Annotated in this window: 13 protein-coding genes; 3 read left to right on the forward strand and 10 right to left on the reverse strand. The window is 44.4% G+C overall.

Going from position 1 to position 15,543, the window contains the following annotated elements; translation table 11 throughout:
• Positions 1-65: 65 nt before the first annotated feature.
• Together HMPREF9449_RS03545 and HMPREF9449_RS03550 are read right to left on the reverse strand one after the other, a co-directional pair.
• Positions 66-1,259: a DEAD/DEAH box helicase gene (locus tag HMPREF9449_RS03545; protein WP_009135858.1), complete on the reverse strand. Its 1,194-nt coding sequence runs from the start codon at positions 1,257-1,259 to the stop codon at positions 66-68.
• Between the two features lie 33 nt (positions 1,260-1,292).
• Positions 1,293-2,363, reverse strand: coding sequence for an NAD(P)H-dependent flavin oxidoreductase (locus HMPREF9449_RS03550; RefSeq protein ID WP_040611195.1), 1,071 nt, complete (start codon positions 2,361-2,363; stop codon positions 1,293-1,295).
• Positions 2,364-2,913: 550 nt separating this feature from the next.
• Between HMPREF9449_RS03550 and HMPREF9449_RS03555 the strand changes: the two genes are divergently transcribed.
• The 3 genes from HMPREF9449_RS03555 to HMPREF9449_RS03565 all read left to right on the forward strand — a co-directional run bounded on the left by HMPREF9449_RS03555 (position 2,914) and on the right by HMPREF9449_RS03565 (position 7,522).
• Positions 2,914-4,815: a TonB-dependent receptor gene (locus tag HMPREF9449_RS03555; protein ID WP_009135860.1), complete on the forward strand. Its 1,902-nt coding sequence runs from the start codon at positions 2,914-2,916 to the stop codon at positions 4,813-4,815.
• A gap of 48 nt (positions 4,816-4,863) precedes the next feature.
• On the forward strand, positions 4,864-6,318 hold the full coding sequence (locus HMPREF9449_RS03560; protein ID WP_009135861.1) for a nucleoside hydrolase: 1,455 nt from the start codon (positions 4,864-4,866) through the stop codon (positions 6,316-6,318).
• 127 nt (positions 6,319-6,445) lie between these two features.
• Entirely contained in the window at positions 6,446-7,522 is a 1,077-nt protein-coding gene (locus HMPREF9449_RS03565; protein WP_009135862.1) for a linear amide C-N hydrolase, read from the forward strand.
• A 145-nt stretch (positions 7,523-7,667) separates the two neighbouring features.
• Here HMPREF9449_RS03565 and crcB read toward each other — a convergent pair whose 3' ends face one another.
• From crcB to HMPREF9449_RS03605, 8 genes are all read right to left on the reverse strand, one after another.
• Complete coding sequence (crcB, locus tag HMPREF9449_RS03570) at positions 7,668-8,045, reverse strand: fluoride efflux transporter CrcB (protein ID WP_009135863.1); 378 nt, start codon at positions 8,043-8,045, stop codon at positions 7,668-7,670.
• 41 nt (positions 8,046-8,086) lie between these two features.
• The gene (locus HMPREF9449_RS03575; protein WP_009135864.1) at positions 8,087-9,460 is read right to left on the reverse strand and encodes an MFS transporter; all 1,374 of its coding nucleotides are present in this window, start codon (positions 9,458-9,460) and stop codon (positions 8,087-8,089) included.
• A 115-nt stretch (positions 9,461-9,575) separates the two neighbouring features.
• Positions 9,576-10,553 carry an urea transporter gene (gene yut, locus HMPREF9449_RS03580; protein ID WP_009135865.1) on the reverse strand — a complete coding sequence of 326 codons (978 nt, stop codon included), beginning with the start codon at positions 10,551-10,553 and terminating at the stop codon, positions 9,576-9,578.
• A gap of 114 nt (positions 10,554-10,667) precedes the next feature.
• The gene (locus tag HMPREF9449_RS03585) at positions 10,668-11,588 is read right to left on the reverse strand and encodes an urease accessory protein UreD (protein ID WP_009135866.1); all 921 of its coding nucleotides are present in this window, start codon (positions 11,586-11,588) and stop codon (positions 10,668-10,670) included.
• Positions 11,589-11,659: 71 nt separating this feature from the next.
• Positions 11,660-12,310 (reverse strand): urease accessory protein UreG, encoded by a 651-nt coding sequence (ureG, locus tag HMPREF9449_RS03590; RefSeq protein ID WP_009135867.1) that lies wholly within the window; start codon positions 12,308-12,310, stop codon positions 11,660-11,662.
• Positions 12,311-12,383: 73 nt separating this feature from the next.
• Positions 12,384-13,076: an urease accessory protein UreF gene (locus HMPREF9449_RS03595; RefSeq protein WP_009135868.1), complete on the reverse strand. Its 693-nt coding sequence runs from the start codon at positions 13,074-13,076 to the stop codon at positions 12,384-12,386.
• A gap of 24 nt (positions 13,077-13,100) precedes the next feature.
• Positions 13,101-13,712 carry an urease accessory protein UreE gene (gene ureE, locus HMPREF9449_RS03600; protein ID WP_009135869.1) on the reverse strand — a complete coding sequence of 204 codons (612 nt, stop codon included), beginning with the start codon at positions 13,710-13,712 and terminating at the stop codon, positions 13,101-13,103.
• A 110-nt stretch (positions 13,713-13,822) separates the two neighbouring features.
• Entirely contained in the window at positions 13,823-15,541 is a 1,719-nt protein-coding gene (locus HMPREF9449_RS03605; RefSeq protein ID WP_009135870.1) for an urease subunit alpha, read from the reverse strand.
• Positions 15,542-15,543 lie beyond the last annotated feature (2 nt).

Raw genomic sequence — 15,543 nt, forward strand, 5'->3', positions numbered from 1 at the left:
AAGTTTTACTCTGTTGGAGATCTTTTTGTTTTTATAGGAAGTCCTTCTTGTGCTGCTCCCGGGCCTTAGGCGGGGATGCAGACCGGACGAAGTTTTTTGCCTGTCAGTTTCTGAATTTCTTTCACCATGACTTTTTCGTCGGGAGAGCAAAAGGTGAGAGCTGTTCCGGTGTTTCCGGCGCGTCCGGTTCGTCCGATACGGTGTACGTATGTTTCGGCAGTATCAGGAAGATCGTAGTTGATGACCATCTCCAGTCGGTCGATGTCAATTCCTCTGGCAGCGATATCGGTGGCAACCATCACCTTTACTTTTCCGGATTTAAAGGCATTTAAAGCGCGTTGGCGCTGGCCTTGCGATTTGTTTCCATGTATGGATTCCGTCCGTATGCCTTCTTTGCTCAGAGAACGGGCAATGTTGTCGGCACCGTGTTTTGTACGGGAAAAGACGAGTACTGACTTTTTTATATCCTGCCCCAGTAGTTGTACGAGCAGGTTTTTCTTTTTCATTTTCTCTACAAAGTATATACATTGCTCCACCGTATCTACAGGAGAAGAGACCGGGTTGACTTCTACGCGAACCGGTTTTTTCAAAATACTGGCGGAAAGAGCAGCAATGCTTTGAGGCATTGTAGCGGAAAAAAGAAGCGTCTGGTGTTGTGCAGGCAGTTTGAGAAGAATGCGTTTAATATCGTTGATAAATCCCATATCGAGCATACGGTCGGCTTCGTCCAGGACGAAATGTTTCAATGAACTGAGGTCTACAAAACCTTGATTCATCAAGTCGAGCAGACGCCCTGGGGTGGCTACCAGAATATCCACACCCCGGCGGAGTGCTGTCGTTTGTACGAGCTGTTTTATTCCGCCGAAGATGACGCAATGACGCAAACCGGTGTATTTTCCGTAATCAGTAAAAGAATCTCCGATTTGTAAGGCTAATTCTCGGGTAGGAGTTAGGATTAGGGCTTGGATCTCCCGTTTCCGGTATTTTTTTCCCGGATTGTTTTCCTGTCTGGAAAAGCTTTTCTTCTCCTGAGTATCCTGCGATACGGAGAAAGAAGCGTTATTTTGGGATAAATGCTGCAGGATAGGGATAGCAAATGCTGCAGTCTTTCCCGTGCCCGTCTGGGCGATTCCCAGTATATCCTTTCCGGAAAGCGCTACGGGAATTCCTTGTATTTGAATGGGAGTTGGGCAATGATAACCTTTTTCGCTGATTGCTTTCAATAGGGAATCAGCGATATTTAATTCTTTAAATGTCATAAATTTTTTCGTTTTTAATAAAGTTACTGCTTTTTATAAAGCAGGTTGTGCAAAGAGAAGATCATTTTTTAGCTGATCGATCACTTCTTTTACACTTCGGATTTTATTTGCCAGATAGGCGTTGGCTCCGGCGAAGGCATATCCTTTTTTCATATTTCCCCTGGCGGCATTGTAGAGCGCTTCGATGATACAATAAGGGCTTTTGGTATAGTCGCAGGTTTTAATGCAATGAAAGGCACAAGTACGCGGTTTTTCTTTTCCTTCCGCTACGTTCTGAATAAATTCTCCGTCGAAAGCACGTCCCGGCATTCCGACCGGGCTCTGGATAATACGGATATCTTTTTGTTCGGACTTGAGGTATACTTTTTTGAAATTTTCAGATGCATCACATTCGTTTGTCGGCACAAAAATAGACCCCATTTGAGCGGCGGCGGCCCCCAATTGCAGGAATCGGGCAATGTCTTTTCCTGTCGAAATTCCTCCGGCTGCAATAACCGGAATCGGTTTGGTATCTTTGTAAGTTTCAGCTACGGCTACGATTTCCGGTACGAGATGTTCCAGAGCGTACTGTTCGTCTCCGATCTGGTTGGCTTTAAATCCCAGGTGACCACCGGCTTTGGGGCCTTCTACGACAAAGGCATCCGGCAGGTAATTGTAATGAGTCTGCCATTTTGTACAGATCAGTTGGGCTGCCCGGGCGGAAGAGACAATGGGGACAAGCATGGTACTGCAATCAGCTGTCCGGTAAGAAGGTAAGTCGAGGGGCAAACCGGCTCCGGCGAATATTACATCGGCTTTTTCGGCAATGGCTGTGCGTACCATGTCTGAAAAGTTGGAAAGGGCTACCATGATGTTGACCCCAATTACTCCTTTTGTTTTTTCTCTGGCTTTCCGAAGTTCTTCCTGAAGCCCGTAAATGCATTTTTGCAGATAAGAACCCTGCATATTCGGATAAAGCAAGCCTATGCCGGCTGCGGAAATTACGCCAAGCCCGCCTTCATTTGCAACTGCTGAAGCCAGACCCGATAAAGAAACACCTACACCCATACCTCCTTGTATGATAGGAAGTTTTATTTCATATCTACCGATAAAAAATGATTTCATAATTTGCGACATTGAAAATTTAACATTTGCCTTTTGGTATACAGAGATACGAAAAGACGTTCACAAGAACGAAACAAGGAAGTTTAGAAGACTTAATTTCAGCGATTAAAAACCGGGCAAATGCCGTAAGAAATAATACAAAGAAGAGAAAGATCAAAATGAACTTACGTTGTTTACAATGCAAAAGTAATAATATATCTGCAATTCTGTGTTATTTTTGTATGTTTTTTTAAGTTCCTGTTTTATCTTTTACCGGAATGTTCCGGATATAGCTATTATCTTATAAAATGGCATACTCTGGACAAAGACTTTTTCCGGCCGTTTTTAAGTAATTTACGGGAGGTATTTTGCAAAGAATTTTGGATTTATTGGAAATTCAGTTATTTTTTGTCTAAGGTAAAGTAAAAGGAAATTCGATTTCCTAACAACGGATTCGAAACGAACGGAAAGTATTAAAATTAGAAAAAATATTTATACAAATTAAAAACATTATGGTATTCCTCCCGTATCAGAGGAGAATTGAAAATAATAATTGAAATAAATAGAAAATATGAAACAATCAGTGACTAATTTTTTGACCTTCCTTTTCTTGATTTGTTTTATGAATTTGTTTGTGGCATACGGGCAGGAGAAGGATACAATCGTACGTCATAATGTACTGGATGAAGTAGTGGTGACGGGTAACCGGACTTTGGTCAACCGGAATAATGTCCCTATGAATATTACGGTGGTTGGAAGAAGTGAGATCGAAAACAGTAGCGAATCTGCTTTATTACCCGTACTTTCGGAACGGGTTCCCGGATTGTTTGTTTCGGAAAGGGGAATTACCGGTTTTGGGGTTGCCAGTGGCGCTGCCGGTGGCATTTCCATTCGGGGGATAGGAGGTTCTCCCAATACCCAAATGCTGGTTTTAATTGACGGACATCCGCAATTTATGGGATTGATGGGACATCCTCTGCCGGATGCTTATGTCGCATCGGATGTGGAGCGGGTGGAAGTCGTACGCGGTCCGGCTTCCATTCTCTACGGTACAAATGCCATGGGTGGAGTAATCAATATTATTACCCGCAAACAAAACCGGGAGGGGTTTTCCTTAAATGCCAGGGCTATGGGTGGAAGTTATAATACTCAGAAGTATATGGCTAATGTCGGAGGCCGTAAAGGCAGAGTAAATGGTTATGTATCGGTAAATCACGACCGGACAGCAGGGGATCGGGAGAACTCGGCTTTTCATATTACCAATGGATTTGCGAATATCGGGTGTGAATTGTCGAAGCATTTTAGTTTGCGTGCCGATGTGAGTATTGCAGATTTTAGGGCAGAAAATCCCGGACAGATAACAGCTCCTCTATTTGACAATACAGTAGATGTACTTCGGGGAGTAACTTCCTTTACAGTGGCGAATAATTTCAAACATAGCGATGGAGCCTTATCTTTTTTCTATAATTGGGGATATCATGAAATTAACGATGGGTATAAAACGGGAGAAAAACCCTTGAATTACCGTTATCATTCCCGGGATTATAATTACGGTATCCTTTTTTATCAGATCGTGAGAATGTGGAAGGGGAATATGCTTACTTTGGGATTTGATTATAAATCGTATGGCGGAAAAGCCTGGAATCATTTTCTGACAGAAACGCCTGATAAGGTGATGGTCGATACTTCTGCTTACGATTTAGGGGGGTATGCCATTCTGCAGCAGAATTTGTTTAAAGATGTGCTTACTTTAAATGCCGGGGTGAGATTGGAGCACAATGAAGCTTTCGGAAATAAATGGATTCCTCAGCTGGGATTGGCCCTTCGTCCGACGGAAAATTTTGTAATTAAATCGAGCTTTTCAAAGGGTTTCCGGAATCCGACAATTCGGGAAATGTTTATGTGGGCACCGGCTAATCCGGATTTAAAGCCTGAAGAAGTGACGAATTACGAAGTCGTATTGGAGCATACCTTTTTCAAAAAGAAAATGAATGTAGAGGTTTCCGGTTTTATTGCCGACGGAGATAATCTGATACAAACGCAGATTATTGACGGAAATCCGAAAAATGTCAATACCGGAAGTTTTAAGAATAAAGGGGTGGAAGTGGCTTTTCGGGCGGCCTTGTGTTCAAAACTGGATATCGGAGGAAATTATTCCTGGTTATATATGAAGATACCTGTACTGAATGCACCGGAACGGCAACTCTATGCAAATGTGAATTTTCACACGAAAAGATGGCAGTTGAACGTCGGTTATCAATATATCAACGGACTTTATCTGACGACAGGTAAAGAAACAAAGCAGGAGGATTATGGATTGCTGAGTGCTAAAGTTTCTTTTAAACCCTGGAAAATGCTTACTATTTTTGCAAAAGGTGAGAATCTGACCCGTGAAAAATATCAGATTATAGATGGTTATCCGATGCCGGGAGCTATTTTTTTCGGAGGTCTGCATTTGTCAATCAACCGTTAGTTTGCTTTTCTGAAGAGTAAGAAAAATAAAAATATAAACCGATTGTGTATGTCAAAAATTAAAATTCTGTTGTTGGGAATCGCTTTGTTTTTCGCCTGGGGGGCTGCGGCTCATTCCGGAAAACCGCGTGTATATCTTATTATAGATACGGATTGTGCTGCCGATGATTTTCGGACACTTTGTATGTTGTTGGGTAATAGGGATGTGGAGATCTTGGGCATTACCACTTCCGAAGGAGCTTTGACTCCCCGGCAAGGAGAACGAAAAGTAAAGGCGCTTTTGAACAGTCTTTACCATCAGGGGATTCCGGTGGCAGCCGGGCGGGAAGTGGGAGCTTCGATTCCGGATTGGCGGGAAATGTCGGAACAGATTTATTGGGGGGATAGCTTGCAGAAAGACGGGCCCGAAAAGTCTGCTACGGATTTGCTGGTAGAAACCATGGGACGGGAACCCCAAAAAATAACGTTTGTTTGCTTGGGGCCTTTGACCAATGTGGCGGATTTATTGGAAGCAAAACCCGGGTTGGCGGAGAAAATCGATAAGATCATCTGGTACAATAGCGGAGCACAGCCTATGGGGGATACGAATTATAGGATAGATACCCTTTCCGCCCAGAAAGTGATGGCGAGCGGAATAAAAATGCAATTGGTTTCTGCGAAAGAGGAAGATTCTGTACCGGTCAGTATGTTTTACCTGATGGAATTGGGACAGCTGCAGACTTCTCCTTATGCCCAGAAGGTCGTCACGGCTCATGTGACCCCGCCTTTGGTTTCTGCTGTGAAAGATGAACATTTAAAGGTATGGGATGAGCTGACGGTATTGTCTCATTTCGCTCCTCAGCTTTTTACCGTAGATTCACTTTCTCCGACGATCGATTGGTATTATGTGGATACGAAGCAGCAGATACGTCCCATAGAAGAACAATTGCTGGCTGTGTTCAAAGGAAAGGAGAATGTGGAAGGAAAAATATTTTATCATTTTCCCGTAGCTGAAGAATATTACATCCGGGATCTGATGCCGATCATCGCACGGACGGTTAACCGTTATGGAGCCAGTGAATGGAGAGCGGCTGTATTGACGAATGAATTGCATGGACATTTGGGGATCTATGCCACTTTAGGGGTAAAGATGGGGATACGGGCCCGGGAGTATTTCAACGTAGGAGTGGACGATATCGTAGTAACCAGTTATGCCGGAAGTAAACCTCCGGTAAGTTGTCTGAACGATGGTCTTCAGGTCAGTACGGGGGGTACAGTGGGGCATGGTTTAATCCATATCGCGTCGGACGAGGAGGTTCGCCCGGAGGCCACTTTTGCATTTAAGGGACGGAGTGTTACGCTTCGCTTGAAACCCGAATATGCCCGTCAGGTGCAGGAGGACCTGAAAAAGGGAATAGCCTTATACGGAGCAGGGACGGAAGAAAATTGGCAGTATGTCCGGAAACTCGCTATTCAATATTGGCAGGATTGGGACCGGCATGAAATATTTGAAATTATTTCTTGAAGCAGTCGGTTTTAAAAGCGTATAAGACCGACCCCTGGAGGGAAGAGGGGATACAGAGCTGAATCGTTAACTTTTAGATCCATCTGTCGTATAAAAGTTAACGATTCAGCTAATTTATTCTATTGTTATGAAGAAGAGCGGTTTTTGTTTAATCATTTTCCTTTTCGGTGCTTTTAGTTTGTCAAGAGCTTGTACCGGAATTTCTTTTCAATCGAAAGATGGGGCTTATATACAAGCTCGAACCATTGAGTGGGGAGAAGGAATGCTTCCGAGTGAATATGTCATTATCCCCAGAGGGGAAAAACAGGTTTCCTATACTCCGGCAGGCAAAAAGGGGATGGTATTTGAAACCCGTTACGGGATAATAGGATTGGCTATTGTGCAGAAGGAGTTTATCGCTGAAGGATTGAATGAAGCCGGTTTATCGGCTGGTTTGTTTTATTTTCCCCGTTACGGAAGTTATGAGGCCTATGATTCCGCACAACGGGAGAAGACGATAAGCGATTTACAGCTCGTGACCTGGATGTTATCTCGTTTTGCCACCGTAGCAGAAGTGAAAGCTGCTGTGGGAAAAGTCCGGATTGTCGGTCTGGATGAACCGGGAGTTACTTCGACAGTACATTGGCGTATTGGAGATGCGACGGGTGAACAAGTCGTGTTGGAAATAATAGATGGAAAACCTTATTTTTACGATAACGAAATCGGGGTTTTGACGAATTCGCCTGGTTTTCCCTGGCATTTGACGAATCTGAATAATTATGTCAACCTTTTCCCGGGAGGAGCTCCTCCCCAGCAGTTGGCTGGTGTAAAGTTGAACGCTTTCGGAGCAGGATCGGGATTTTTAGGTATGCCGGGGGACGTTACCCCGCCCTCCCGTTTTGTACGGGCTGCTTTTTACAAAGCGACTGCCCCCCGTCTTCATACGGCAGAGGAAACAGTCTTGCAGGCTTTCCATATCTTAAATAATTTCGATATTCCGATCGGAATTGAGCATCCGCTGGGGAAAGCGCCGGATGTACCCAGTGCCACTCAGTGGACTTCGGTCGTGGATTTGACTAACCGGAAAGTGTATTATAAAACAGCCTATAATAATACCATTCGGTGCTTGGATATGAAGGATATCGATTTCAGTAAGGTTAAATACCAGTCTTATCCTTTGGACCGGCAAAAAGAACAACCGATAGAAAAAATAGTAATCTCCTGAAAAACTGAAGACGTTTAGGAGCAATAGTATTTCGGAGGCGGTCGGAATTCTACTGAGGGCTCGCTGACTGAAGAACCTCCGGATGGAAGAAAGACATAATCATCCGGAATGCCGGTTCTGTCAATCAGCAGCGTGTGAATCTTTTTCAAGCAGCTTTAATCAGGCTGCGTCCGAGCCATACCAGCAGAATACCCAGTACAATACTTAAAATCAGATAAGTGGAAAAATATCCCCAATGTTTATTTTGCATCAGCAAAAACATATCGTCGGCGAAAGAAGAGAAGGTGGTAAAACCTCCGCAAAAGCCGGTGATCAGAAATACGTTCATATTGGCGGAAATCAGGTGAGTTTTTTCAGCCATTCCAAAGAAAATACCTATTACAAAACTGCCGATAATATTGACGGCGAAAGTACCCCATGGAAAAGGAGAAGTAAACATATAATGGGCCAGCTTACCCACCAAATACCGGAGACAGGTTCCGATAAAACCACCTGCTCCTGCAATTAACATAGCTTTAAACATAATATATTCTTTTAGAGTTCGACAATTATTTTTTTATTTCTTTACGGTTTACTTAGCATTTTTTTATCCTGCGTTTTTTTTATGACTTTGGGTCCCACTATCAGCGTGATGATTCCTCCGGTCAATAGTATGGCGATTGCGACGATCAATACCAGTTGGCCTCCTCCTAATTTTAACAGGGGAGGAATGATGAAAGTGGCGATAATAGCCCCTAATTTTCCCAGAGCTGAGGCGATTCCTTCTCCGCTTGCCCGCTCCTGAAGGCTGTAGATACGGCTTGGGAGCTCAAAAGTGGATAAATGAGGACCGGCGTTGAGGGCCAGTTCGAACAACAGGAATCCTCCCAGGGTAATGCTTAGGGAAGCGTGGTAAAGATATCCTAATAAAGTAATAATAAGTCCGGCAGCACAAATAAAAAAACCTGTAGATTGAGTATGAATAATGCTGATCCGCCGGACGACTGTGAGTCCTAAAAGGAAACCCAACATAACAAAAAGATTGATATACAGTGTAAAACGAAAGGATTCCACTACCTTATCGAACGGATTTTCGCCACTGGGGACCAATCCTAAGGTCAGCAACAGGATAGGGGTAAATATTCCGATTCCGTATACTCCCATTCCTTCACATCCCCAAGGGATACCGCTGAGTATGATGCGTTTGATATTGCCGCGGGCGAACAGGTCTTTGGCAGAGGCTTGGGGACGGGTTGTCTGGTCTTTTTTATTGGCTAATTCGCCGATATAGACATCTTTACCCAAAAAATGTTTGATATTTTTTTCGGCTTCCTGGACTTTGCCGTGCAGAGCGAGCCATTCCGGACTTTCAACGAACCAAAGCCGGCCGGAAAATGCGAGTGCTGCGAAAAAAGTAAGAAAAAGAAAAAGACGGTTCCAGATTGCCGGATCAGCGGAATTTTTCAGGACAAACCATGCCACCAGTATCATCAGAATATTGCCGACGCCTGAAGAGGCCTTGGAAATGCCTAACATCGTCCTTCGCCATTTTTGAGGCATAATCTCTGATACGTAAGAGGGATCGAGAGCGTAGTCGCCACCGATAGCCAGCCCTATGATCAACAGGTTGATGGGCAGAGTGACAAGAGAAGGATTGAAACAGAGCCATAGGGAAGAGCCGACAATAAGTAAAGGCGAAAGGCGAAAGAAAAAGAGATAACCGTATTTATCACTCAGTCGCCCGAATAATAGCGACCCGAGCATAATGCCGATCAATCCGGCTGAAAAAATAAAGCCCTGGAGCCACGAAGAGAGCTCGGGGTGATGGGTAATCGTGATAAGCGGCGCGATGACACCCACCAATATAGCCAATACTCCTCCGAAAAACTGTCCGGCGGAAGCAATGATTAATATCCAGATATGCCCCTTACGCAGGGGCATGGTATCCATGTTATACATAAATTGGAGTACATTTGGTTCGTTTAAATGTTCGGATATTCAACTGATTCCTCAGGGAATTCAAAAAAATAATATTTCCTTCTGTCAACCGACCTAAGAGGATTTCTAACACATTTTATCCCTGTTGTAATATTTTTTTATCCAGATTCAAATGTGGCCACAGGAATAGCCAGGTAGCGACACAGAACGGACCGGTCAATGTGGGTATTCCGACAGGGGCAAAAAAAGTATCCATTCCTGCTTGAATAAATACGGTGGCGAAAATACCCAATAGGGCCCAGATGGCTGTCCGCCAATTGACATGGTAAAACGTGGTGCCTAGGGCGATAGCGGTCAATACCGGGCTGAACCCGAACAGTCCGTTCGCAATATCGCCTCCGTTGCATTGATAGAGAATCGCGATACACAGCGCCAATGCCGAACCGATCGCAGCCCAGATCGCAGCCCAGCGGCTGCTGATAAACAGACCGACGAGGAAAAATACACCCGTTACCCATGAATTGATTAGAAATACTTGACTGATACCTCTTAACCAATAGATAACCAAGCTTTTGAAACTGGTATCAAATGCGGTAGAAAAATTGCCCGGTAATTCAGGTGCTCCCAGGCCTGAGTCCGGTAATCCGTGCATGATCCGTGCAGCCAATAGGACAAACCAGGTGGTGAGTACAAAAGGGAAAGTAAATGAACTTACCTTATAGGGGGCTAACAAATGATTCAGACCCACCATTACCCAGGTCGTCATGGAAGAAAAAATCACGATAGCCAGCCACATTAAAGGTACATTTCCGATAAAGGTAGGGAGGGCGCATCCGACGAGAATACCGTTGAATCCCCAGAGGCCGTCCAATCCTTTTTCTGCCGGATATTTCAGTAAATAACCGGTAAGGGTCGACATAAATGTGCCGACTACGGCTCCCCAAGCTACGGCAGGCATGTGGGCTTCGTAGGCTCCGTAAAAAATCCCCGCCAGGAAAAATATGCCGGTCCAGATATTCCCTTGGAACATTACCTGCCCCATTCCCTTAAAATACAATTTGAAAAAACCGGGTGAAAAAACAGCCGGTAGTTTCGGTGTAGTTGTTGTTTCCATAAATTATCAGTTTATAGCGTATATAAAGTCATTTAAACTCGTGTTGTTTACAATTTGTAGATTTTTCCGATATAAAAAGGTTCTCGTTTTTGTTTTTCAGAACTTCCGGTTCTTTTACCGCCATACAAATTCTTTTGGCAAAGGTTTTCCCTTGATCTGCATACGGACAATAGAACCAAATTCGCGGACGATTCTTTTGACGGGTTGACTTTCTTCCCCCAAAACTTTAAATAGAAGTCCGCATTGATTAGGCAAATAACTGATGCCGGCAGCTATACGTTTGTCCCGGTTGATAAAAGCCTGAGTTTTGTCATATATTTCTGCTGCGTCTTTTTCGGGTGTGAGTACGATGACATTGGCGAATACATCGTAGTTGTGCATCATGCCGATAGGACGCACCGGATTTTCCTTCGGAGTGGCAACCAGTTTTTCGCGGAAGAGGGGTTGCCCGTCCGGACGTTGTGCCCGGGTACAGATGGATAAGAGATCGTATTCGAACAATTCCCCTTCTTTGTAATATTTGCGTCCTCCGTTGTAGATTTCCGAATAAAAGAGAGTCGCCGAGGGAGCGATCTCAATAACCGTATCGGTAATATACCGACTGTTCCGGCAGGGAATAGTCGGTTCCGGAATGTATTCCAGATAAGCCTTTTCTTCCAGAATAAAATTTTGCTTCAATCCGGAAAAATTATAGGCCATTTCGGCTATTTTGGTCGCTGCTCCCGTTGAAATATGGGCAAAGGCACCTTTTTTCAAGGTAAACTTATTTTCATAGCGGTCTCCGTCAATATTAGGTCCTCCGGAGGACAAAATATATACACAGGGCATTTCCGGCATTGCTTCGTCGAAATAGAGCTCCTGTTGTACGATTAAAGGAGCGTGCCGGGTCCATTGGCGCATAATCGATTTACCTTCGCGGGTAAGCTCAAATACCAGATCCAGTAATCCGCATTTCCCCGGAGCCCCTACACGCATGGCTTGGGGCTCTGCTAAATAAGGATGTACTTCTCTGCATTGTGTAAAATCTGTTATCATAAATCTGTGAGTTGCAAATTACAATTATCGGTTATTTCCGGTATGATGTTTTTCTTTTTTTCATCAGAGCTTTACTGGTAGATTTGTTCTACTTCTTTTTGGGAGATACGGTCGAAAAGGGCCATGTCGCGGATCAGACTCACCAGTTCTTTTATCCCTTCACCGGTCATGCAATTGGTAAAGATAAAAGGTTTTCCCGGGCGCATGACTTCGGAGTCGCGTCGCATGACTTCCAGATCTGCATGTACGTATGGAGCCAGATCCGTTTTGTTAATAACCAATATGTCGGAATAGGAGATACCCGGTCCATCTTTACGCGGAATTTTATCGCCTGCCGCTACATCTATCACATAAATAAAAAAGTCAACCAGAGCCGGACTGAAAGTCAGAGTCAGATTATCTCCCCCTGATTCAATCAAGACGACATCACTGTCTGGAAATTTGGCTTCCATTTCTTCAACAGCGGCAATATTCATAGAAGGGTCTTCCCGTACGGCCGTATGCGGACAGGCTCCTGTTTCGACCCCGATAATGCGGTCTTCTGCCAGATAACCTTTCAACATCTTGCGGACGTGCTTGGCATCTTCTGTGGTCACAATATCATTTGTGATGATCAATACTTTCAAACCTAATTTTAGAAAATAAGGGGTTATCGCTTCTATAAGAGCCGTTTTACCCGAACCTACCGGTCCGCCGACGCCGATTCTGCATGTGTTACTCATATCGTTTTTATATTGTGGATCTTTTCAGATCCGTTATTTTTAATTTTAAATTGTAAGTTAGAGATAAGGTCTGTTAATTCATAAACATTCTCATTTTCCCTTTTTCATGTATAGCTGCCAGAATATCCATTTCGGGAGCAAAGACTCTCATATCGTCGAATGTCATGTCTTTTATCGTTTCGTAATCTACGTGAGCGGTTGAACACAATCGGTAGAGAATATGCTGGGTTTCGTAATGAGAAACTTTGATACAACGCAGGGCAGCATTCAGAATCATGTTGATGATCCCGTAGGCAATAGTAGCAAAAAGTTCTTTTTCTCCCAGTCCGTTTTGCTGGAAAAAGATAGCTTGTGCTATGGGATAAGTACCGGGGGTAAGTTGTTGACGAATATCTGCCAGCCATTTTTCCATCAAAGGATCGTAAGTAATCTGGCTACTGATTTCGGCCATTTTTTTCCCCATACGTGTCAGCATTAATCTGGCTTCTGCATTCATTTTGCAGAGTATGATTTGCTGATCGGCTTTACGGATCAACGGATAATCTCTTTTAGCGGCCGCCCGGAAACCGATCAGGGCAGCAATCGCGTCACTGTATATCGTCTGTTGTAAAGCTGTGTATGTATACTGTTCCAATGTTGTAGCATCGTATACTATGCCTTCAAAAGCAGCTGATTCCAAGCCATTGGAAAAAGAAAATGTCCCTACAGGAAAAGCGGAATCCGAAAATTCAAGAAACCGCATCATCCTGGTGATTTCATCGATCATAGTTGTAGTTTTTCGGTATGTGTTTTAATTGAAATGATCTGTGTGCTGGTGAATTCCGGGTTCGTTGTTTGAAGGATGATGATGATGGATGTGACTGATTTCCTGAGAACTTCCACCGAAAAGTTTACGGATTTCGTGAGGGGCCAAAAACGGGATGACTTCCTGGCCGGGTTGGAATTCGTAAGTGATATCTTCAAAGCGATGGGTATCCATAACGCTCATCATTACTTTTTTATCTACCGTCAGGGGAACGTATAATTTCGTATCTTTCACAATGGCTGGCCAGTGTTGGTTACCAATGGCGTGTCCCAGTTCAACACAAAAGCGAATTATTTCTGCCGGTTCTTTCTGAGCGATTTTTTGCAGATCGATAACCAATACGGGTTTTAATTCGATCCGGATCACGAGAGCGGTGTTATGGTCTGCATTATATTCCAGTATATCACCGTTTTCGACTTGTGAGTGACGTTTAAGGGCAACAGCATATTCTGTACCTTTTTCGTCCCGGGCGATAAAACGGCTTTTTTGGGCAGTCCACTGGTCTAAATTGAGGTATTCGATTTCGCTTTTTTTCAGTTGATCAGCCCAGGTTTTGTCTGTAAACAAATTACCGATAATTTCAGAGAATATTTTCATAGAGGTAGTTTTAGATTGAGAGGTAATGAGGGAGAGAATTTTTGTTTAAAAGAGCCTGAAGGTCCGGTTGAATCAGTCTTCAACGGCTTCAGGCTCTTTGCGTTCAAGTGTTAACTGAACCAATATAATTGTGCTAAGGCAAATTTCTTAGCAGTGGGTACATAAGCGCTCTTTCCGTCTACCAAGACTTCGAAAGTTTCCGGATTCACGTCGATTTTCGGCGTATTTCCGTTCAGTACCATATGATGTTTTCCGATTTGGCGGCAGCCGTGTACCGGATAAACGATTCTTTCCAGACCGTATTTTTCTTTTATTCCCAGATCGTGTGCAGCGCGGGAAACGAAAGATACACAGGTGTTCGGTAAGGCTTTTCCGAAACTTCCGTACATCGGCCGGTAGTAAACGGGCTGTGGGGTCGGCAAAGAAGCGTTCGGGTCACCCATATTGGCCCAGTTGATTATACCGCCTTTGAGAACTAGTTTCGGTTTGGTACCGAAGAATTGTGGTTCCCACAACACGAGGTCGGCCATTTTCCCTTTTTCTACAGATCCCAGCAGATCGGAGAAGCCGTAGGTAAGGGCAGGATTGATGGTTAGTTTGGCCAGATAACGGAGCACCCGGAAGTTATCGTTATCGGGTGAATCTTCTTCCAGTTTGCCTCTTACCTGTTTCATATAATCGGCCATTTGGAAAGCCCGCATAAAGTTTTCACCCACACGTCCCATCGCTTGAGAGTCGGAAGAGATCATGGAAATGACACCCAGATCGTGCAATACGTTCTCTGCCGCCTGTGTTTCCGGGCGTACCCGGCTTTCTGCAAAGGAAACATCAGAAGGAATCTTCGGATTCAGGTTGTGGCATACCATAATCATGTCGAACAATTCTGCCTGGGAATTGATACCGAACGGCAAGGTCGGATTGGTGGAAGAAGGCAGTACGTTGGCTAAAGAGGCTACTTTCAGTAAGTCGGGAGCATGCCCTCCGCCGGCACCTTCTGTATGATAAGTGTGAATGGTTCTTCCGTCGATTGCGGCTATAGAATCTTCTACGAATCCACCTTCATTCAAGGTATCGGTATGAATAGCTACCTGTACATCCCATTCATCGGCCATTTTCATGGTGGCACGGATGGCTGCAGGCGTACTTCCCCAGTCTTCGTGTATCTTAAATCCACATGCCCCGGCCATAACCTGTTCGTAAAGAGGTCTGGCTACGGAACAGTTTCCTTTGCCTAAAAAGCCGTAATTTACAGGAAGACCTTCAATGGCTTGCAACATGCGTTTGAGATTCCAGGGACCGGCAGTAATGGTGGTTCCGTTAGAGCCGTCAGTCGGTCCGACACCACCACCAATAAGGGTCGTTACCCCGTTGCTTAAACAGGCATAAGCTTGTTGAGGAGCGATCATGTGAACGTGCCCGTCGATAGCAGCAGCCGTCAGAATCAGATGTTCTCCGGAAATAGCGTCTGTGGCAGCTCCGGTGACCAATTCCGGAGAAACTCCTTGCATCGTATTGGGGTTCCCGGCTTTTCCGATTCCGGCAATTTTCCCATTCTTTATACCGACGTCGGCTTTGATTACCCCCAATTTAGGATCCAGAATAGTTACGTTGGTGATGACTAAATCCAAGGTACCTCCTTCTGAAGTAGTTGTATTCGCTAAACCCATACCGTCCCGGAGCGTTTTTCCTCCTCCGTACATGATTTCGTCTCCGTATACACAAAGATCTTTTTCCACCTCTACGTACAATTGGGTGTCTCCCAAACGGATTTTGTCTCCGACGGTTGGTCCGTAAAGGTCATTATATTGTTGTCTTGATATTGTTGCCATAA

It is taken from the genome of Odoribacter laneus YIT 12061 (assembly GCF_000243215.1).
GTDB classification, from domain to species: domain Bacteria; phylum Bacteroidota; class Bacteroidia; order Bacteroidales; family Marinifilaceae; genus Culturomica; species Culturomica lanea.

What these genes read in the sequence shown, in the direction of transcription:
- HMPREF9449_RS03545 (WP_009135858.1), bottom strand. Translation starts at nt 1,259, where the DNA reads ATGACATTTAAAGAATTAAATATCGCTGATTCCCTATTGAAAGCAATC.
- HMPREF9449_RS03550 (WP_040611195.1), bottom strand. Translation starts at nt 2,363, where the DNA reads ATGAAATCATTTTTTATCGGTAGATATGAAATAAAACTTCCTATCATA.
- HMPREF9449_RS03555 (WP_009135860.1), top strand. Translation starts at nt 2,914, where the DNA reads ATGAAACAATCAGTGACTAATTTTTTGACCTTCCTTTTCTTGATTTGT.
- HMPREF9449_RS03560 (WP_009135861.1), top strand. Translation starts at nt 4,864, where the DNA reads ATGTCAAAAATTAAAATTCTGTTGTTGGGAATCGCTTTGTTTTTCGCC.
- HMPREF9449_RS03565 (WP_009135862.1), top strand. Translation starts at nt 6,446, where the DNA reads ATGAAGAAGAGCGGTTTTTGTTTAATCATTTTCCTTTTCGGTGCTTTT.
- crcB (WP_009135863.1), bottom strand. Translation starts at nt 8,045, where the DNA reads ATGTTTAAAGCTATGTTAATTGCAGGAGCAGGTGGTTTTATCGGAACC.
- HMPREF9449_RS03575 (WP_009135864.1), bottom strand. Translation starts at nt 9,460, where the DNA reads ATGTATAACATGGATACCATGCCCCTGCGTAAGGGGCATATCTGGATA.
- yut (WP_009135865.1), bottom strand. Translation starts at nt 10,553, where the DNA reads ATGGAAACAACAACTACACCGAAACTACCGGCTGTTTTTTCACCCGGT.
- HMPREF9449_RS03585 (WP_009135866.1), bottom strand. Translation starts at nt 11,588, where the DNA reads ATGATAACAGATTTTACACAATGCAGAGAAGTACATCCTTATTTAGCA.
- ureG (WP_009135867.1), bottom strand. Translation starts at nt 12,310, where the DNA reads ATGAGTAACACATGCAGAATCGGCGTCGGCGGACCGGTAGGTTCGGGT.
- HMPREF9449_RS03595 (WP_009135868.1), bottom strand. Translation starts at nt 13,076, where the DNA reads ATGATCGATGAAATCACCAGGATGATGCGGTTTCTTGAATTTTCGGAT.
- ureE (WP_009135869.1), bottom strand. Translation starts at nt 13,712, where the DNA reads ATGAAAATATTCTCTGAAATTATCGGTAATTTGTTTACAGACAAAACC.
- HMPREF9449_RS03605 (WP_009135870.1), bottom strand. Translation starts at nt 15,541, where the DNA reads ATGGCAACAATATCAAGACAACAATATAATGACCTTTACGGACCAACC.